This is a genomic window from Aquincola tertiaricarbonis, assembly GCF_000969605.1.
GTDB classification, from domain to species: domain Bacteria; phylum Pseudomonadota; class Gammaproteobacteria; order Burkholderiales; family Burkholderiaceae_C; genus Aquincola; species Aquincola tertiaricarbonis.
Genome location: NZ_JZUE01000019.1, coordinates 1 through 18282, shown reverse-complemented (window position 1 = coordinate 18282; position 18282 = coordinate 1). Strand labels below are relative to the sequence as shown.

Below are 18282 nucleotides of genomic sequence, written 5' to 3'. Positions count from 1 at the left end.
CGGCTTCAGTGGTCGGCCGCGGCCGCCGAGGCGGCGGTGGCAGGCGTGGGGCCGGTGCGGTCGATGTAGCGGTCGATCAGCGCGAAGAAGCGCTCGTAGAACACCGCGTCGGCGATGGTCTGGCTGGCCACCTTCACCATCGAGTCGTCGCTGGCGGAAAACGGCAGCGACAGCGAGCCGATGGCGCCCACGCCCAGGCTGGCCGAGGTGCTGCTCTTCTTCAGCGTGTAGCGGTCCTGCAGCGCGCTGACGAACACCACCGCCGTCGTGTTGTCGCCGCCCTCGGGGGCGCACACCACCCGCAGGTCGATTTCCACATGCGTCTCGCGCTCGGGCTGGAAGTTCTTGCGGCCGTTGACGAAGTCGTTCTTCGCCTGGCCCACCAGGTAGCCCTGGCTGAGCAGCGCGCGCCGCGCGGCCTCGCACGCCTGCGCATCGCTGACGTCGAAACGGCGCGCATGCGTGTCGTCCGACTGGAAGGTCTCGTAGGTGGTGTGGCGCTGCTTCTGCGTGGCGGCGCAGCCGCTGGCCAGCAGCGCCACGGCCAGCAGGGCCGCGACCAGGGGGGACGACTGCAACGGACGGACGCGCAATGAGGCGGTGCGGAACATGGGCGAAATGCTAAGCCAAGCCGGAAACGCCCAGGTTGGCGCGGTGTAAAGCACCGCCCGCGCCGCGCGTGGCCTTCAACCGCCCGTGCCCTCCTGCCAGCCGCCGCCCAGCACCCGGTACAGCGTGAGCCGGTTGGCCTGCTCGGCCAGCCGCAGCGTGATCAGCGCCTGCTGCGCGGTGTAGAGCGAACGCTGCGCATCCAGCACTTCCAGGAAGCTGTAGGCACCGCTGCGGAACAGCGCCTGAGACAGCTGCAGCGTGCGGCCGGTGGCCTCGGTGAGCGACTGCTGCGAGGCCAGCCGCTCGGCCAGCGTGCTGCGCTGGGCCAGGGCGTCGGCCACCTCGCGGAAGGCCACCTGCAGCGTCTTCTCGTAGGTGGCCAGCTGGATGTCGCGCTGGGCGGTGGCCACGTCCAGGTTGGCCTGGTTGCTGCCGGCATTGAAGATGGGCAGGCTGATCGAGGGCACGAAGCTCCAGGCGCCGTTGCCGCCACCGAACAGCGCCGACAGCTCGCCGCTGGCCACGCCGGCCGCCGCCGTGAGCGTGATGCGCGGGAAGAAGGCCGCCCGTGCCGCGCCGATGCTGGCCTGGGTGCCACGCAGCAGGCTCTCGGCGGCCATCACGTCGGGCCGCTGCTGCAGCACGCTGGAGGGCAGCGCGGCCGGCAGCTCCACGAGGGCGGCCACCGGGCGCTCGATGGCGCCGTCGGGCAGCAGGGCCGTCGGCACCGGGCCTGCGGCCAGCAGCTCCAGCGCATTGCGGGACTGCTGCACCTGCGTGGTGAAGGCGGCCACGTCCACCCGGGCGCTGTCCACCGTGGTCTGCGCCTGTGCCAGCGTCAGGCCCGACTGGCCGCCCAGCTCGTAGGCGCGGCGCGTCAGGTCGTAGGCGTCCTGCCGGGCCTTCAGCGTCTGGCGGGCCAGCAGCAGCCGCTGCTGGTCGGCGGCCAGGTTCAGCCAGGCGGTGGCGGTGTCGGCCACCAGCGCGATCTGGGTGGTGCGGCGGTTGTGCTCGGTGGCAAAGAAGGTCTGCAGCGCCGCGTCGCTGAGGTTGCGCACGCGGCCGAAGAAGTCCAGCTCGTAGGCCGAGATGGCCAGCTGCGCGCTGTAGGTGCTGGTGGTGCGCGCCTCGCCGCTGGCTGACACGCTGGCCGGCTGGCGCTGGTTGTTGCCGCTGCCGGTGGCATTGACGGCGGGCAGGCCGGCCGCCTCCTGGATGCGGAACTGCGCGCGCGCCCGCTCGATGTTGAGCGCGGCCACCCGCAGGTCGCGGTTGTTGGCCAGCGCCAGCTCGATGGTGGCGCGCAGCCGCGGCTCGGTGAAGAACTCGCGCCAGGCGAGCGCGGCGGCGGCATCGGCCGCCACGGTCGGCCCCGGCGCATTGGCCTGGTTGGGCGCGGCGGGTGATGTGGGGGCCGATGCGGCAGGCACGTCCTGCGGCGCGCTGGCCGCCGGCACGGTGCCCGGCACCGCGGCCGACCAGTCGGCTGGCAGCGGTGCCGCGGGCCGGCTGTAGGGCGGCGCCAGGTTGGCGCAGCCGCTGGCCAGCAGCGCGGCGGCCAGGGCCGCGGGGAGCAGGGTCAGCCGATTCATGCGTGGCTCCTTTCCAGCGTGGCCGGCGGCGTGGCTTCGGCACGGGCCGCCTTGCGCTTGGCGAAGAAGCTGCGGATGAGCACGAAGAACAGCGGCACGAAGAAGATGCCCAGCGCCGTGCCCACCGCCATGCCGCCCAGCACCGCCGTGCCGATGGACTGGCGGCCGCCCGCGCCGGCGCCGGTGCCGATGGCCAGCGGCAGCACGCCGAAGCCGAAGGCCAGCGAGGTCATCAGGATGGGCCGCAGCCGCAGCCGCACCGCGGCCAGCGTGGCTTCCACCACCGACTTGCCCTGCTCCTGCAGCTGCTTGGCAAATTCCACGATCAGGATCGCGTTCTTGCACGACAGGCCCACCGTGGTGAGCAGGCCCACCTGGAAGTACACGTCGTTGGTCAGCCCGCGGGCGGAGGTGAACAGCAGCGCCCCCAGCACGCCCAGCGGCACCACCAGGATCACCGAGAACGGCACCGACCAGCTCTCGTACAGCGCCGCCAGGCACAGGAACACGAACAGGATGGACACCGCATACAGCAGCGGCGCCTGCGAGCCCGACAGCCGCTCCTGGAAGGAGGCGCCGGTCCAGTCCAGCGCGATGCCGGGCGGCAGCTCCTTCACCAGGTCCTCGACGATGTTCATCGCGGTGCCCGAGCTCACGCCCACCGCCGCGTCGCCCACCATCTCCTCGGCCGGGCTGCCGTTGTAGCGCTGCAGCTGCGGCGAGCCGAAGCCCCAGCGGTGGCTGGCGAAGGCGCTGAAGGGCACCATGCGGCCCTCGTTGTTGCGCACCGTCCATTGGCGGTAGTCGTCGGGTGCCATGCGGAAGGGCGCATCGCCCTGCATGTACACGCGCTTGACGCGGCCGTTCTCCAGGAAGTCGTTGATGTAGGTGCCGCCCATGGCGCTGGACAGGGTGCTGTTGATGTTGGCGGTGGCCAGGCTCAGCGCGCCGGCCTTGCGGTCGTCGATGTCCACCACGAACTCGGCGGTGTCGTCCAGGCCGTTGGCGCGGGTGCGCGAGAGCTCGCTGCGCTGCGCCGCCAGGTCGACGAACTGCTGGCGTGCGCGCTGCAGCGCCTCATGCCCCAGGCCGTTGACGTCCTTCAGGAAGAAGTTGAAGCCGGCGTTGGAACCCAGGCCGCGCACCGCCGGCGGCAGCACCACGAAGATCTGCGCATCGCGGATGCGCGACAGGTCGCGCGTGGCCTTGCGGGCGATGGCCGAGGCGCTCTGCTCGGGCTTGGGCCGCTCGCTCCAGTCCTTCAGGCGCAGGAAGGCGCGGGCCGAGGCCTGGTCGCCATCCAGGCCGCTGACCGAGCCGAAGGTGAGCACGTCGGGCTGCTGCGCGAAATAGGCCTCCACCTCGCGCAGCACGGCCTGCGCACGCTCGGCGGTGGCGCCGGGCGGCAGCTTGATCTGCGCCTGCAGGATGCCCTGGTCCTCGTCGGGCAGGAAGGAGGTGGGCAGCCGCGCGAACAGCAGCGCCATGCCGGCGGCGATGGCCAGGTACACCAGCAGCATGCGCTTGGGCCGCTTGATGATGCCGCCGATGCTGCGCTGGTAGCTGTCGGCGGTGCGGTCGAAGCCGCGGTTGAAGCGCGAGAACAGCCGGTCCAGCAGGCCAAGCGGGCCGCGCCGCGGCGTGCCTTCGCCACCCTCGCCATGCGGATGCGGCTTGAGGAAGGTGGCGCATAGCGCCGGCGTGAGCGTGAGCGCCACCAGCACCGACAGCACCATGGACGACACGATGGTGATGGAGAACTGGCGGTAGATCACGCCGGTGGAGCCGCCGAAGAAGGCCATCGGGATGAACACCGCCAACAGCACCAGCGCGATGCCCACCAGCGCCGGCGTGATCTCTTCCATCGACTTGCGCGTGGCCTCCAGCGCGGGCAGCTTCTCCTCGCGCATCACCCGCTCGACGTTCTCCACCACCACGATGGCGTCGTCCACCAGCAGGCCGATGGCCAGCACCAGGCCGAACATCGTCAGCGTGTTGATCGAGTAGCCGAAGGCCGCCAGCACGCCGAAGGTGCCCAGCAGCACCACCGGCACCGCGATCGCCGGGATCAGCGTGGCCCGCAGGTTCTGCAGGAACACGAACATCACCAGCACCACCAGCAGCATGGCCTCGAACAGCGCCTTGACCACCTCGTCGATGGAAGCGCTGATGAAGGGCGTGGTGTCGTAGTTGAGCACCGGCGTCAGGCCGGGCGGGAAGTTCGGCCGCAGCTCCTCGATCTTGGCCTTGACCGCCTCGGCCACGTCCAGCGCATTGGCGCCGCTGGACAGGATGACGCCCAGGCCGGCGCCCGGCTGGCCATTGAGCCGCGTGGTGATGGTGAGGTTCTCGGCGCCCAGCTCCACCCGGGCCACGTCCTTCATCAGCACCAGCGCGCCGTCGGGGCTGCTCTTGAGCACCACGTTCTGGAACTGCTCCACCGTCTGCAGCTTGCTGCGCGCGGTGATGGTGGCATTGAGCATCTGGCCCGGCGTGGCGGGCAGCGCGCCCAGCTGGCCGGCCGAGACCTGCGCGTTCTGCGCATTGATGGCGGTGGCCACGTCGGACGGCATCAGGCCGTACTTCTCGAGCTTGGCGGGATCGAGCCACAGCCGCATGGCGTAGCCGGTGCCCAGCGTGCGGGCCTCGCCCACGCCGTCGATGCGGCTGACGATGTCCAGCAGGTTGGTGGTGACGTAGTCGCCGATGTCGACGTTCGACATGCTGCCGTCGGCCGAGATGAAGTTGATGATCAGCAGCCAGTCGCTGCCGGCCTTGGTGACGGTCACGCCCTGGCTCTGCACCGCCTGCGGCAGCCGCGACATGGCCTGCTGCAGCTTGTTCTGCACCTGCATCTGCGCCACGTCCGGGTCGGTGCCCGCGTTGAAGGTGAGCGTGGTGCGCGAGGTGCCCGACGAGCTGCTCGTCGACTGCATGTAGGTGAGGTTGTCCAGCCCCTTGAGCTGCTGCTCGATCACCTGCGTGACCGAGTCCTCCACCGTCTTGGCCGAGGCGCCGGTGTAGGTGGCATTGATCGAGATGCGCGGCGGCGCGATGTCCGGGTACTGCTCCAGCGGCAGCGAGCGGATCGACAGCACGCCGGCCAGCATGATGACGATGGCGATGACCCAGGCGAAGATGGGTCGGTCGATGAAGAAGCGGGCCATGGGGCGGTGCTCCTTCAGCGCGCGGCCGGCAGGGCGGCGGCCGCGGCGGCGCCCGCGCCGGCGCCGACACTTCCGGCGCCCCCGCCCGGCGATGCACCCGAGGCCGCACCGGCCGGCGCCGAGGCCGCGCCCGCGGCACCCGCCGCGGCGCGCACCGCCACCGCACGCACCGTGTCACCCGGCTTCACCCGCAACGAGCCTTCCACGATCACCCGGTCGCCAGGCTGCAGGCCTTCCAGCACCTGCCAGCGGCTGCCGATCGCGCGGTCCACCTTCACCGGCTTGCGCACCACCTTGTTCTCGGCATCCACCACCAGGGCCGACGCCGTGCCCGTGGCATTGCGCGTGACGGCCTGCTGCGGCACCAGCAGCGCGTTGTCCTGCACGCCTTCCTGCAGCACCGCGCGCACGTACATGCCCGGCATCAGCAGGCCCTGCGGATTGGGCACCACCGCGCGCAGCGTGATGCCGCCGGTGCCGGTGTCCACGTTCACGCCGCTGAAGGCCAGCCGGCCTTCCTGCGCATAGGTGCTGCCATCTTCCAGCAGCAGCCGGGTGCGGGCCTCGCCATCGGCCGCGCGCTGCAGCCGGCCGGCGGCCAGCTCGCGCTTCAGCCGCAGCACCTCGGTGCTGGACTGGGTGACGTCGACATGGATCGGGTCCAGCTGCTGCACCGTGGTCAGCGCGGTGGCCTGGTTGGCCGTGACCAGCGCCCCCGGCGTGACCGAGGACAGCCCCACGCGGCCCGAGATGGGCGCGGTGATGCGGGTGAAGCCCAGGTTGATGCGCGCCGTCTCCAGCGAGGCGCGGGCCACGCCCAGGTCGGCCTGCGCCTGCTGCAGCGAAGCCTGCGACTGCTCGTTGGCCTGCTGGCTGATGGCGTCGATCTTCACCAGCTCGGCATTGCGGCGCGCGGTGGTCTCGGCCACCGCCACCGCCGCCTCGGCCCGGCGCAGGCTGGCCTGCGCACTGTTGAAGGTGGCCTGGAAGCTGGCGGGCTCGATCAGGTAGAGCACCTCGCCGGCCTTGACCATCGAGCCCTCGGTGAACAGCCGCTTCTGCACGATGCCGCCCACCTGCGGCCGGATCTCGGCCACCAGCCGCGGCGTGGTGCGCCCGGGCAGTTCGGTGGTGACGGCCAGGCGCTCGGTCTGCAGCGTGACCACGCCCACTTCCTTGGGGCCGGCCGGCGCGGCGGCGGCCTTCTTGTCCTCGCCCTTGGAGCAGGCGGCCAGGGCCAGGGCGGTGCACAGCAGGGCGGCGGCGGGCCAGCGGCGGGCGGAAAGGGGGCGGGGGCATTTCATGCGGGCCATGCTGTGCTCAGAATGTGGAGGGAAGTTGAAGAGCCGCGCCGGGCGGCGGGCCGGCGGCCCCGGCGCTTGCAGCCGGGCGCCGAACGCGGTGTGATCGGCCCCTGGCCGTAATCAGTCGAATGAAGATCAGCATCACCGCACGGTTGTTCCTCGCCGTGCTCGCCATCGCCGCCTTTGCCGTGCTGGCCATGGGCATGGCCGCGCACTTCAGTTACACGCGCGGCTTCATCGGCTACCTCAACGAGCAGGCGATGCTGCGCATGGAAGCGGCCGTGCCGCGCCTGGCCCAGGCCTACGCGGCCAACGGCAGCTGGGGCTTCGTGCAGGGCAACCGGCCCGAGTGGTTTCGCATCCTGCGGGTGCCGGCGGATGCAGCTTCCGTGCCGGCCGGTGCCGCCCCGTCCGGCGGCCGAGCGCCGCCGCAGGTGTCCGACCTCACCGGCGCGCTGCTGCGCTTCACCCTGCTGGACGACCAGGAACGCTTCGTGGTGGGCTACGGCGCGGTGGACGGCGACTCGGTGCGGCGGGAGATCGTGGTGGGCGGCGAGCGCGTGGGCTGGCTGCTGATGGCGCCGTTCCAGACGGTCAGCGGCGGCGGCGACCAGCGCTTCGAGCGCCACCAGATCCGCGCCAGCTGGGCCATCGGCGCGGTGTGCGTGCTGCTGTCGGCGGTGATCGCGCTGTGGGTGGCGCGGCGGCTGCTGCGCCCGGTGCGCAGCGTGGCGCAGGCCACCCACCGGCTGGCCGCCGGCGAGTACGGCAGCCGCGTGCAGGTGGAGTCGGACGACGAGGTGGGCCAGCTGGCGCGTGACTTCAACACCCTGGCCGACACGCTGGAGCGCAACGAGCGCATGCGCCGTGATTTCCTGGCCGACGTGTCGCACGAGCTGCGCACGCCGCTGGGCGTGCTGCACGGCGAGCTGGAGGCCATCGAGGACGGCGTGCATGCGATGAGCCCGGCCACCGTCAAGTCGTTGCAGGCCGAGGTGGCCACGATGAACAAGCTGGTGAGCGATCTGTACGACCTCTCGCTGGCCGACGTGGGCGCGCTCACCTACCGCAAGGCACCGGTGGACATCGTGGCGCTGCTGTGCACCACGCTGGACGGCTTCACGGCCCGGCTGGCCGAGGCCGGCCTGACGCTGCGCACCGAGCTGCCCGCCGAGCCGCCGATGGTGCTGGCCGACGAGCGCCGGCTGCAGCAGCTGTTCAACAACCTGATGGAAAACAGCGTGCGCTACACCGACCGCGGCGGCGTGCTGCAGGTGCGGGTGAGCAGCCCGGCCGGTGCGCAGGCGGTGCAGCTGGAGTTCGAGGATTCGGCGCCCGGCGTGCCGGCGCACCGCGTCACCCGGCTGTTCGACCGCTTCTACCGCGTGGAAGGCTCGCGCAACCGGGCCAGCGGCGGCGCCGGCCTGGGCCTGGCCATCTGCCGCAGCATCGTGGCCGCGCATGGCGGGCGCATCGAGGCCGGCGCCTCGCCGCTGGGCGGGCTGGCGATGCGGGTGGTGCTGCCCGCATCGGGCGAGGCGGCGGCATGAACGGTCCGGCCGCCCGCATCCTCGTCGTCGAGGACGAGCCCAAGATGGCCTCGCTCATCGGCGACTACCTGCGCGCCGAGGGCCATGTGCCGGAGTGGATCGCCGATGGCCGCGAGGTGCTGCCGGCCATGGCCGCGCAGCCGGCCGACCTGGTGCTGCTGGACATCATGCTGCCCGGCATGGACGGCCTGGCGGTGTGCCGCGCGCTGCGGGCCACCAGCGACGTGCCCATCGTGATGCTCACCGCCCGGGTGGAGGAGGCCGACCGCCTGCTGGGCCTGGACCTGGGCGCGGACGACTACATCTGCAAGACGCCGTTCAGCCCGCGCGAAATCATGGCCCGGGTGCGGGCCATCCTGCGCCGCTCGCGCCGCGGCCTGCCGCCGCCGCCCGGGCCGCTGCACATCGACGAGGCCGCCTGGCGCGCCAGCTACCACAACGTGCCGCTGGAGCTCACGCCGGTGGAGTTCCGGCTGCTGCGCACGCTGGCGGCCACGCCCGGCCGCGTGTTCTCGCGCGACAGCCTGCTGGACCACCTGCACCACGACGGCCGCGCCGTCACCGACCGCGCGGTGGACAGCCATGTGAAGAACCTGCGCCGCAAGCTGGAAGCGGCGGCGCCGGGGCAGGACCCGATCCGCTCCATCTACGGCGTGGGTTACAAGCTGGAGCTGTAGCGGCCCCGCGTCGGCCCGGGATTAGGGCGCCGCGCCCAGTGTGCTTGGCGCTAAGCTGCCCCCGGCTTGACTCGCAGGGACCCGATGCCGCCGCAGGACTCCAGCTTCACGCTCGATCCCGCCGAACTGCAGCAGCGCAAGACCGCCAACGCCCGGCGGGTGCATGCGGCGCAGATCCCGCTCGTGCGGGTGGTGGGCTTCTGCATCCTGTGCCTGATGGCGGTGCTCAACAGCGAGCCCGCGCATCCCGTGGACCGCTGGCTGTGGGGCCTGGTGGCGGCCAACCTGGCCTACAGCCTGCTGAGCTGGGCCGTGCTGTGGCACTTCTACGGCCGCACCGGTCGCTTCGACCTGAGCCTGCTGTTCATGCACCTCGACCTGCCAATGTGGCTGCTGACGCTGCACTGGCTGGAGCAGACGCACCTGTTCTTTGGCTACCTGCTGCTGGTGCGGGTGGCCGACCAGGTGGGCTATGGCTTCCGCCGCGCGCTGTACTTCAGCCACGTGGTGGTGCTGGCCTACCTGGGCTACACCCTGCTGCTGGACCTGCTGGCGCTGCAGCCGCGCTGGGGCGAGCGGCTGACGCTGGCCGCGGTGATGTACCTGGTGGGCGTCTACCTGGCCTTCACCGGCCTGGTGAACGAGCGGCTGCGCCTGCGCACCCGCACCGCGGTGCGCACCGCCCGCCAGCTGGTGGACACGCTGGAGAACCGCAGCGCCGAGCTGCAGGCCCAGGCGCAGGAGCTGCGGCTGGCACGCCGCATGGCGGAGCAGGCCAGCGTGGCCAAGTCGCGTTTCCTGGCGATGATGAGCCACGAGATCCGCACCCCGATGAACGGCGTGCTGGGCGCCACCGAGCTGCTGCTGGGCACGCCGCTGACCCCCGAGCAGCGCAGGTATGCCGAGACCGCGCGCCAATCCGGCCAGGTGCTGCTGGGCATCATCGACAACGTGCTCGACCTCTCGCGCATCGAGGCCGGCCGGCTGGACCTGGCGCAGGACGTGGTGGACCCGCGGCGGCTGGTCGACGAATCGCTGGCAGTGGTGCGGCCGCAGGCCCAGGGCAAGGGCCTGCGGCTGGCGGCGGAGGTGGCGCCGGAGGTGCCGCCTCGGGTGCTGGCCGATGCGCTGCGCCTTCAGCAGGTGCTGCTGAACCTGCTGTCCAACGCGGTGAAGTTCACCGACCGCGGCAGCGTGTCGGTGCGGCTGCGCTGCCACGACGACCCGCGCGGCCGCGGCGGCGCGCTACTGTCCTTCGAGGTGGCCGACACCGGCATCGGCATCACGCCGCTGCAGCGGGCGCACATCTTCGAGCCCTTCGTGCAGGCCGACTCCTCCACCACGCGGCTGCACGGCGGCAGCGGGCTGGGCCTGTCCATCGTGCGGCAGCTCAGCCGGCTGATGGGCGGCGACATCGAGCTGCACAGCCCGCCCGAGGGCGGCTCGCGCTTCGTGTTCAGCGTGCCGGTGGGCGCGGTGTCGGCGCCGGCCGGCGCCCCGGCGGCCGATCCGGCCCTGCCGCCGCTGCGCCCCAGCAGCGTGCTGCTGGCCGAGGACAACGAGGTGAACCAGCTGGTGCTGCGGGAGATGCTGGGCCGGCTGCAATGCCGGGTGGACGTGGTGGCCGATGGCGCCGAGGCCTGCGCCGCGGTGCAGCGCCGGCACTACGACCTGGTGTTCATGGACTGCCACATGCCGGGCACCGACGGCTTCGAGGCCACGCGCTGCATCCGCGCGGCGGAGGCCGCTGCCGGCGCGGCGCGTCGGCTGCCGGTGGTGGCCCTCACCGCGGCCGCCATGCCCGAGGACCAGGCCGCCTGCCGCGCCGCCGGCATGGACGACTTCATGAGCAAGCCGGTGACCATCGCGCAGCTGGCGGCCACGCTGGCGCGCTGGCTGCCGAAATAGGGATCTTCAGCGGCCCTGCAGCCGGAAGCCGGCCACCACGCCGGCCAGCCGCTGCGCCTGCTCCTGCAGGCTGGTGGTGGCGGCGGTGCTCTGCTCCACCAGTGCGGCGTTCTGCTGCGTCATCTGGTCGAGCTGGCTCACCGCGCCATTGACCTGGCCGATGCCGTCGCGTTGCTCTGCGGTGGCCACGGTCACCTCGCCGATCATGTCGGTCACGCGCTGCGCGCTGGTGACCACGTCCTCCATGGTGCCGCCGGCTTCCTGCACGAGCCTGGTGCCGTGCTCCACCTTGTCCACCGAGGCGCCGATCAGCGCCTTGATCTCGCGCGCGGCCTCGGCCGAGCGCTGCGCCAGCAGCCGCACCTCGCCGGCCACCACCGCGAAGCCGCGGCCCTGCTCGCCGGCGCGGGCGGCTTCGACAGCGGCATTCAGCGCCAGGATGTTGGTCTGGAAGGCGATGCCGTCGATGGTGCCGGTGATGTCGGCCACCTTGCGCGAGCTGCTGTGGATCTCCTCCATCGTGGACACCACCTGCGACACCACCTGGCCGCCACGGCGGGCCGCATCCACCGCCGAGGCGGCGAGCTGGTTCACCTGCGAGGCCATGTCCGCGCTCTGGTGCACGGTGGCGGTCAGCTCCTCCATCGAGCTGGCGGTCTGCTGCAGGTTGCTGGCCGCCTGCTCGGTGCGGGCGCTCAGGTCGTGGTTGCCGGTGGCGATCTCGGAGCTGGCGGTGGAGATGCTGTCCACCACGCCGCGCACCTGCCCCAGCGCCTGCTGCAGCGCACTGCGCATCGCGTCGATGGCGCGCAGCAGCTGGCCGGTCTCGTCCGAGGCATAGCGGGCCTGCGGCTGGCCGGTGAGGTCCATCTGGGCGATGGCGCTGGCCCTCTTCTCGGCCTCGCGCAGCGGCCGCGTGATGCTGCCGGCCAGCAGCCAGGCCAGCACCACGCCCAGGCCGGTGGCCAGCACCGCGCAGGCCACCAGCAGGCTGGCGGTGCGCTCGGTGAGCTCGGCACTCTGCGCAGCGGCCTGGTCCAGGTAGCTGCGCTGCAGGTCGGCGATCTGCGTCACGCCGGCCAGGTAGGCCTTGGCGGTGGGCTCGAAGCGCTCATCGAACAGCTTGCTGGCACCGGCCAGGTCACCCGCCTGCTTGAGCTTGCTCACCTCGGCCCGCGCGGCCAGGTAGGCCTTGCGCATCGCACCCACCTCGTCGAACAGCTTGCGCTCCTCGGGCGTGCGCATCGCCTTGTCGATCTGCTCCTGCAGCTTGTTGGTCTCGGCGATGGAGGCGGCGGTGGCGGGGGCGAAGTATTCGATCAGGCCGCTGTCGCTGCTCTTGGCGATGGCCGCGGCGCGCTGCACGCCGGCGGTGGTGTTGCGCAGCCAGTCGGCGGTGGCACGCTCGGTGCGGGCGTTGTCCGTCACCATCTTGTCCACGTGCTGGCCAATGTGGCGCAGCTTGACCACCGCGAACAGGCTGCTGGCAAAACACAGGCTGAGGATCACGCCCAGCACCACGGCCAGACGTTTGCCAATCGACATGCTGCTCAAGAACATCGGTACTTCCTTGTCGGTTGCAGGCGCGGCGCCGCCTTCGGCGCCACGCAACCTCCCTGTTGTCGGCAGGAAGCCGGCGGAAGTGAGCTTTTCGTCGCGGCGGGCGGCCCGCGCGGCCTTCAGCCGGCGCGGCGGCCCGCCGTGCGCCGGCGGGCCAGGCCGGCCACCGCGGCCAGGCCGACGGCCATCAGCGCCCAGCTGCCGGGCTCGGGCACCGCGGGGGTGAAGCCCAGCTGCAGGCTGGCCACCCGCTGCAGCGCGGCGGCCTGGCTGGGGCTGAGCCCCAGGTCGCGGGCGGCGATCTCGCCGGCGCCCAGGCTGGCCGGGTCGCGTCCGGTGAGGGTGCCGAAGAGCGTGAGCGCGCTGAGGTAGGAGCCGGCGGTGCTGGCATGGGTGCCGTCGTCCCACCACAGGTCCACCAGGCCGTCGGTGGCGGCATCGGGGGCGTACATGTCGCGGGTGGCCACGCCCTCGGTCACGGCGCGCAGGAAGCTGTCTCCTACCGGCGCCACGCCCGCGAAACCCGGCGCGCCTGCGGCCAGGCCGTAGTAGGCGGCATGCAGGTCGGCGGTCATCGCCTCCAGCGAGGGATAGAAGGACGGCGCGGGCGTGCCGGTGGGCGTGACGGCGCCGGTCACCGGATCGGTGACGGTGGTGGAGGGCGCGTTGATCAGGTTGGGCCGGGCCCAGGTCTGGTACAGGTACAGCTGCGTGGCCGCGCTGGCATTGGCATTGGCGGGGATGTTGCGCAGCAGGTTGCAGGTGCCGGCGCTGGCCCCGGTGGCCGCCTGGCAGGCGGCGGTGCTGCCGCCGATCAGGTCGCGCTCGCGGTAGCTGGTGGCTGCGCCGTCGTGCACGTAGCGCTCGATCTGGCGGGCATAGGCCTCGAAGTACGCCGGGTTGGAACTAAGCCCGGGCTGGCGGGGCAGGGCTTCGTCGCTCTGCTCCTGCAGCACCACCTGGTCCCACTGGCGGGAGCCGATGTTGCCGCGCAGGTCCCAGCCGGCCGGGTTGCTGTTGAGGTAGTGGCCGCGCAGGGAGGCGGCATTGCGGGTGGACAGCGCCACCTCGTAGTCCAGCCCCGCCTGCACCGTGAACTGCTTGAACACGCCCGGCACGCCGCCCCAGGGATGCGGCTCGAAGGCATTGCTGCCGGTGGCGTCGGCAGCCCACATCGCGGCGGTGAGGTCGGTCACCTGGCCGGCGTTGTAGCTCATCACCGGGTTGGTGCGGCCGAAGGTGTAGCTGTTGCCGACGAAGAGCACGCGGGTGGTGGCCTGTGCGGCGCCGGCCGCGGCCAGGCCGGCGGCCAGCAGGGCCGCGCAGGCGGCGGCGCGGGATGGGGTGAAGCTCATGCTTGTCTCCGGATCTTGTGGTGTGGATGTCCGGCCCGCAGGCTAAGTCGGGGTGCAAGCAGCGGTCAAATATACCGAGCTGGCCATGCTGATACGCTGTGCATATGGAGCTGCGCCATCTTCGTTATTTCGCCGCCGTGGCCGAGGCCGGCCACATGACCCGGGCCGCCGCCGCGCTGGGCATCCAGCAGCCGCCGCTGAGCCAGCAGATCAAGGCGCTGGAGGCCGAGCTCGGGTTGCAGCTGCTGCGCCGCCATCCCAAGGGCGTGGCGCTGACCGAAGGCGGCCGCGTATTGCTGGCCGACGCCCAGCGGCTGCTGGCCGACGTGGCGGCGCTGCAGCAGCGCATGGCCTCCATCGCCCGCGGGGAACAGGGCCGGCTGGCGGTGGGCTTCACCAGCTCGGCCGCGGCCCACGGCTTCACGCCGCAGGCGCTGCGTGAATGCCGGCGGCGCTACCCCGGCATCACGCTGGAGATGAGCGAGGACCCGGCCGCCACGCTCACCGACGCGGTGGCCAGCGGCCGGTTGCACTGTGCCTTCCTGCGGGTGCCGGTGGCCCGGCCGCCGGGCCTGCGCTTCCACACGCTGCTGGAAGAGCCGGTGATGGTGGCCCTGCCGGCCGACCATGCGCTGGCCGCGCGGCCGGGCCGGGCCCTGCCGCTGAGCGCGCTGCACGGCGAGCGGCTGGTGCTGGTGCGCCGGCCCGGCGCGCCCGGCCTGTATGCCGACCTGCTGTCGTTGTGCCAGCGCGAAGGCGTGGCGGTGACCGTGGCCGCCGAGGTGGAACGGATGATGAGCAACCTCAACCTGGTGGCCGCGGGGGTGGGCGTGTCGGTGGTGCCGGCGTCGATGCGCGGCGCGCACGGCGATGCCATCGTCTACCGCCCGCTGGCCGATGGCGGCGCGCTGTGCGCACCGCTCACCCTGGTCTGGCGCGAGGGCGACGAGGCCGGTGGCGAAGGCCAGGTGGTGGCCTCCTTCATCGCGCTGGTGCTCGGCCTGGTGCCGGCGGCCACCGCGCCGCGCCGCAGCCGGTCGCGGCGCGCCAAGGCGGTGGGCGCGTGATCCGCCGCCGCTGCTGGCTGGCCGCCCCGCTGCTGCGCTGGCCGCTGCCGGCCTGGCTGGGAGCCGTGACGGGGCCGTCGGCGGCGGCGGACTGGCCCACCGGGCCGTTGCAGCTGGTGGTGGCCTATCCGCCGGGCGGGGTCAGCGATGCGGCGGCCCGTGCGCTGGCGGAGCGGCTGTCGGCGAGGCTGAACGTGCCGGTGCTGGTGACGCACCGGGCCGGCGCGGGCGGTGCGCTGGCGCTGGCGGCCCTGGCGCGGGCGGCGCCCGATGGCCACACCCTGTGCTTCTCGGCCATCAGCCCGTTGACCACGCCCGACAGCCAGGCCGGCGGCGGCGCGGCGCTGCGGGCGCAGCTGGCGCCGGTGATGAGCGTGATGGCCACGCCGGTGCTGGTGGCCGGCACCACGGCGCTGCCGGGCGAGGGCTTCGAGGCGCTGCTGGCGGCCGCGCGGCGGCCGCAGGGGCTGCGCTGGGCCACCTCGGGACCGCAGACGGTGGGCCACCGGGTGCTGGAGGCGGTGGAGGCCGTGGCCGGCGGGCGCATCACCCATGTGCCGTACAAGGGCGGCGGGCAGCAGCTCACCGATGCGCTGGGCGCTCAGTTCGAGGTGCTGTCCACCAACGTGGGGCCGCTGCAGCTGGGCCACTTGCGCAGCGGCCGGCTGAAGGCGCTGGCCGTGGGCGCGCCGGCGCGGCTGCCGGTGCTGCCCGAGGTGCCCACGCTGGCCGAGCTGGGCGTGCCGCGGGCCAACCTGGTGTCGCTGTTCGGCATCTTCGCCCCCGGCCGCACGCCGCCGGCGGTGCTGGGCCGCCTGAACGCCGAGCTGAATGCCGCGCTGCAATCCGCCGACCTGCGCGCGGCCCTGCAGGCCGCCGACAACCTGCCCACCGGTGGCTCCGCCGAAGACTTCGGCCGCCGCATCGAGGAGGAGGCCCGCGCCCGCGGGCAGCCGCAGCGGTAGGCCTACCGTTCCGCGAGGTAGTGCTGCATGGTCACCGCCTCGCCGGGGGCCAGGAAGGAGCGCACGCGCGTTTCCAGGTGGGAGTCGGCCTGCGTGGCGCGGGCGCGCTGGTGCAGGTAGTCGGCCCAGGAGGTGACGATGAAGCGTTCCACGTAGCGTGCCGGATCGGACAGGTCGCGATACACCCGCCAGAAGGTGGCGCCGTCGCGGCGGCGCGGGCCGCGCAGCGCGGCCACCGCGTCCAGGAATTCAGGCGCCGCCGCCGGGCTGATGCGGTAGCCGATCTCCACCGCCACCGGGCCGGCCTCGGGCGCCGGCTCGTCGGCCAGGATCAGCAGCTCGTCCACCGAGGCCGGCGTCACGTCGGAGCGCTCGCCCATGCGCAGCGGGAAGGGCCGCGCCAGCAACGCGCCGGCCACCATGCCGCCCGCGGCCAGGCACAGCGTGAACGGCAGGCCGAACAGCCCCGACAGTGCGCCCCACAGCGCCGAGCCGATGGCAAACGAGCCGAGCGCGCTGACGGTGTGCAGCGCCATCGCCCGCGCGCGTACCCACGGCGGTGCGCTGGACTGGGTGGCGGTGTTGAAGGTGGACATCGCCGCCATCCAGCAGGCGCCGCCGATGGCCAGCGCCAGGTACACCACCGGCGGCCAGCGCACCAGCGCCGCCACCAGCATCACCAGGCCGTAGACCACGCAGCCGCCGTTGACGATGGTCTCCAGCCCCAGCCGCTGGCGCAGCGGCCCGATCACCAGGCCGATGGCCACCGCGCCGCCGCCCAGGCAGGCCATCAGCAGGCCGTAGCCCTCCGCGCCCAGGCCCAGCTGGCGCTGCCCGATGATGGGCAGCAGCGCCCACAGCGCCGAGCCGGTGCCGCTGTAGGCCACGGTGCGCACCAGCTGCGCGAACACCGGCTGCGAATGGCGCGCGAAGCGCAGCGCGCTCAGCATGCCGCCCCACAGCCGCTCGGCCGGCAGGCGCGAAGGCGGGTGCGGCGCCGGCGGATGGCGGCGCACGATCACCAGCATCGCCAGCACCGTGAGCACCGCCAGCGCGAAGTTCCAGGAGCCGCCCACCTGGGCGAACACCAGCCCTGCCAGCGCCGGGCCCAGCGCCCGCGCGGCATTGAACGCGATGGACACGCAGGTGATGGCCTGCGGCATCTCCTCGCGCGGGATGGAGTCGTTGATGGTGGAGTTCCAGGCCGGCGACAGCAGCGCGGTGCAGCAGCCGGCCACGAAGATCAGCAGCAGCATGGTGGTGGGCCCGGCCCAGCCGACCAGCAGCAGCACCGCCAGCAAACTGCCGGTGATGGCCTGCGTGACGAGGGCGCCGACGATCAATCGGCGCCGGTCGGTGATATCGGCCAGCACGCCGGCCGGCAGCGCCAGCAGAAACATCGGCAGGAACACCGCGGTTTGCACCAATGCCGCGAGAAACGCGGAGCCGGTCAGCTCCACCATCATCCAAGCCGCCGCCATCGTCTGCATCGCATTGCCGACGAAATACAAACCCCCGGCCAGCCACAAAGCGCGGAAGACGTCGTGGCGCAGCGTGACCCAGATGGAACTGTTGGCGGTGGTCATGTCGGTGGCGATTGCAGGAACCCGGTTTTGTGACGAAAAAGACATACCCTGGCTGCGGGTACGGTGGCTGCTACACCAAATAGAGATAATTGCCATCCACCCACAGGTGGAGTCCAATGTTGAATATTGACGTTAACCACAGCCAGGCCATGACCAAGACGTACGACCAGTTGAAAAAGCAGATCGAAGCGCTGTCGCAGCAAGCCGAAGCCGTGCGGCGCAAGGAAGTGGCCGGCGTGGTGGCCCGCATCAAGGAAGCCATCCAGGCTTATGAGCTGACCGCCGAGGACCTGGGTTTTGGCAGCGGCCGTGCCGGCACCGGCAAGAGCGGCGCAAAGAAGGCGCGGCCGGCCGCAAAAGGTCGCCGCCGTTCGGCCGCCAGTGCCACGCCGCGGTATCGCGATCCGTCGGGCAATGTGTGGGGCGGCCGCGGCCCGCGCCCGAAATGGCTGCGCGAAGCCATTGCGTCGGGACGCAAGCTCGAAGAATTTGCGGTCTGATCGCGTTCAATAGCTGACGCGAAAGCGGTAATTGCGGTAACGCAGTACCGCGGATTTCAGCGCAATCTGCTCCAGGACCAGGCCTGGAGCCAGTTCGTCGTTTTCGCGGAACAACTGTCCGTTGACGATGAGCATGCGGTTGGCGGCGGATTCGGAATACATCGCGCCGCCCATCACCAGCCGCGGTATTGCACGGCGCACGTCGTCGGGCAGGGACTGCAGGTTGTCGTGGATGCGCTCGTCGCCGCGGGATGCGGTGGGCGGGCGCTCGCTTTCCGGTGTGGCGGGCCGGGCCGGTGGCAGCGTCGGTGACACGGCCGTCGGCGGCGGCGTAGCCGGTGCGGCCGGGGCCGGTCGCGGGGTCGGCCGTGCGGCGGGCGCCGGCGATGGCGCAGGTGCGCGTGCGGCCGGTGGCGCGGCGGCGGGCGGCGGCGGCGAT

Annotated in this window: 14 protein-coding genes; 6 read left to right on the top strand and 8 right to left on the bottom strand. The window is 72.1% G+C overall.

Translation table 11 applies throughout. The features are described 5' to 3' along the window. Window positions 1–5 precede the first annotated feature (5 nt). The 4 genes from VO99_RS19670 to VO99_RS19655 all read right to left on the bottom strand — a co-directional run bounded on the left by VO99_RS19670 (window position 6) and on the right by VO99_RS19655 (window position 6675). Window positions 6–578 (bottom strand): DUF2242 domain-containing protein, encoded by a 573-nt coding sequence (locus tag VO99_RS19670; protein ID WP_232315430.1) that lies wholly within the window; start codon window positions 576–578, stop codon window positions 6–8. Window positions 579–686: 108 nt separating this feature from the next. Continuing rightward, window positions 687–2204 (bottom strand): efflux transporter outer membrane subunit, encoded by a 1518-nt coding sequence (locus tag VO99_RS19665; RefSeq protein ID WP_046114627.1) that lies wholly within the window; start codon window positions 2202–2204, stop codon window positions 687–689. Continuing rightward, window positions 2201–5371 carry an efflux RND transporter permease subunit gene (locus tag VO99_RS19660; RefSeq protein WP_046114626.1) on the bottom strand — a complete coding sequence of 1057 codons (3171 nt, stop codon included), beginning with the start codon at window positions 5369–5371 and terminating at the stop codon, window positions 2201–2203. The genes VO99_RS19665 and VO99_RS19660 overlap by 4 nt, the downstream gene beginning before the upstream one ends. Window positions 5372–5385: 14 nt before the next feature. Beyond that, window positions 5386–6675 carry an efflux RND transporter periplasmic adaptor subunit gene (locus VO99_RS19655; RefSeq protein WP_232315429.1) on the bottom strand — a complete coding sequence of 430 codons (1290 nt, stop codon included), beginning with the start codon at window positions 6673–6675 and terminating at the stop codon, window positions 5386–5388. 128 nt (window positions 6676–6803) lie between these two features. On the opposite strand from VO99_RS19655, the gene baeS reads away from it, so the two are divergent. The 3 genes from baeS (at window position 6804) to VO99_RS29060 (ending at window position 10810) form a co-directional block, all read left to right on the top strand. Continuing rightward, the gene (baeS, locus tag VO99_RS19650) at window positions 6804–8225 is read left to right on the top strand and encodes a sensor histidine kinase efflux regulator BaeS (protein WP_046114624.1); all 1422 of its coding nucleotides are present in this window, start codon (window positions 6804–6806) and stop codon (window positions 8223–8225) included. After that, window positions 8222–8902 (top strand): response regulator, encoded by a 681-nt coding sequence (locus VO99_RS19645; protein WP_046114623.1) that lies wholly within the window; start codon window positions 8222–8224, stop codon window positions 8900–8902. Before baeS ends, VO99_RS19645 begins: the two co-directional genes overlap by 4 nt. 66 nt (window positions 8903–8968) lie before the next feature. Next, complete coding sequence (locus VO99_RS29060; protein WP_157039657.1) at window positions 8969–10810, top strand: ATP-binding protein; 1842 nt, start codon at window positions 8969–8971, stop codon at window positions 10808–10810. Between the two features lie 6 nt (window positions 10811–10816). Here VO99_RS29060 and VO99_RS19635 read toward each other — a convergent pair whose 3' ends face one another. After that, window positions 10817–12370 (bottom strand): methyl-accepting chemotaxis protein, encoded by a 1554-nt coding sequence (locus tag VO99_RS19635; RefSeq protein ID WP_046114622.1) that lies wholly within the window; start codon window positions 12368–12370, stop codon window positions 10817–10819. A gap of 119 nt (window positions 12371–12489) precedes the next feature. After that, window positions 12490–13725, bottom strand: a complete 1236-nt coding sequence (locus VO99_RS30900; protein WP_046114621.1) for a PEP-CTERM sorting domain-containing protein — start codon at window positions 13723–13725, stop codon at window positions 12490–12492. Window positions 13726–13829: 104 nt separating this feature from the next. On the opposite strand from VO99_RS30900, the gene VO99_RS19625 reads away from it, so the two are divergent. Together VO99_RS19625 and VO99_RS19620 are read left to right on the top strand one after the other, a co-directional pair. Then, on the top strand, window positions 13830–14792 hold the full coding sequence (locus tag VO99_RS19625; protein WP_046114620.1) for a LysR family transcriptional regulator: 963 nt from the start codon (window positions 13830–13832) through the stop codon (window positions 14790–14792). Beyond that, complete coding sequence (locus VO99_RS19620; RefSeq protein WP_052736475.1) at window positions 14789–15757, top strand: Bug family tripartite tricarboxylate transporter substrate binding protein; 969 nt, start codon at window positions 14789–14791, stop codon at window positions 15755–15757. The genes VO99_RS19625 and VO99_RS19620 overlap by 4 nt, the downstream gene beginning before the upstream one ends. A 2-nt stretch (window positions 15758–15759) precedes the next feature. Here the strand turns inward: VO99_RS19620 and VO99_RS19615 are convergent, their stop codons facing one another. Further along, window positions 15760–17343 carry an MFS transporter gene (locus tag VO99_RS19615; protein ID WP_046114619.1) on the bottom strand — a complete coding sequence of 528 codons (1584 nt, stop codon included), beginning with the start codon at window positions 17341–17343 and terminating at the stop codon, window positions 15760–15762. Between the two features lie 149 nt (window positions 17344–17492). Here VO99_RS19615 and VO99_RS19610 point away from each other — a divergent pair, with 149 nt between their 5' ends. After that, complete coding sequence (locus VO99_RS19610; protein ID WP_046114618.1) at window positions 17493–17843, top strand: H-NS histone family protein; 351 nt, start codon at window positions 17493–17495, stop codon at window positions 17841–17843. Window positions 17844–17849: 6 nt separating this feature from the next. On the opposite strand, the gene VO99_RS19605 is transcribed toward VO99_RS19610, so the two are convergent. Next, window positions 17850–18158 (bottom strand): general secretion pathway protein GspB, encoded by a 309-nt coding sequence (locus tag VO99_RS19605; RefSeq protein ID WP_052736474.1) that lies wholly within the window; start codon window positions 18156–18158, stop codon window positions 17850–17852. Window positions 18159–18282 lie beyond the last annotated feature (124 nt).

What these genes read in the sequence shown, in the direction of transcription:
- VO99_RS19665 (WP_046114627.1), bottom strand. Translation starts at nt 2,204, where the DNA reads ATGAATCGGCTGACCCTGCTCCCCGCGGCCCTGGCCGCCGCGCTGCTG.
- VO99_RS19660 (WP_046114626.1), bottom strand. Translation starts at nt 5,371, where the DNA reads ATGGCCCGCTTCTTCATCGACCGACCCATCTTCGCCTGGGTCATCGCC.
- VO99_RS19655 (WP_232315429.1), bottom strand. Translation starts at nt 6,675, where the DNA reads ATGAAATGCCCCCGCCCCCTTTCCGCCCGCCGCTGGCCCGCCGCCGCC.
- baeS (WP_046114624.1), top strand. Translation starts at nt 6,804, where the DNA reads ATGAAGATCAGCATCACCGCACGGTTGTTCCTCGCCGTGCTCGCCATC.
- VO99_RS19645 (WP_046114623.1), top strand. Translation starts at nt 8,222, where the DNA reads ATGAACGGTCCGGCCGCCCGCATCCTCGTCGTCGAGGACGAGCCCAAG.
- VO99_RS19635 (WP_046114622.1), bottom strand. Translation starts at nt 12,370, where the DNA reads ATGTTCTTGAGCAGCATGTCGATTGGCAAACGTCTGGCCGTGGTGCTG.
- VO99_RS30900 (WP_046114621.1), bottom strand. Translation starts at nt 13,725, where the DNA reads ATGAGCTTCACCCCATCCCGCGCCGCCGCCTGCGCGGCCCTGCTGGCC.
- VO99_RS19625 (WP_046114620.1), top strand. Translation starts at nt 13,830, where the DNA reads ATGGAGCTGCGCCATCTTCGTTATTTCGCCGCCGTGGCCGAGGCCGGC.
- VO99_RS19615 (WP_046114619.1), bottom strand. Translation starts at nt 17,343, where the DNA reads ATGACCACCGCCAACAGTTCCATCTGGGTCACGCTGCGCCACGACGTC.
- VO99_RS19610 (WP_046114618.1), top strand. Translation starts at nt 17,493, where the DNA reads ATGACCAAGACGTACGACCAGTTGAAAAAGCAGATCGAAGCGCTGTCG.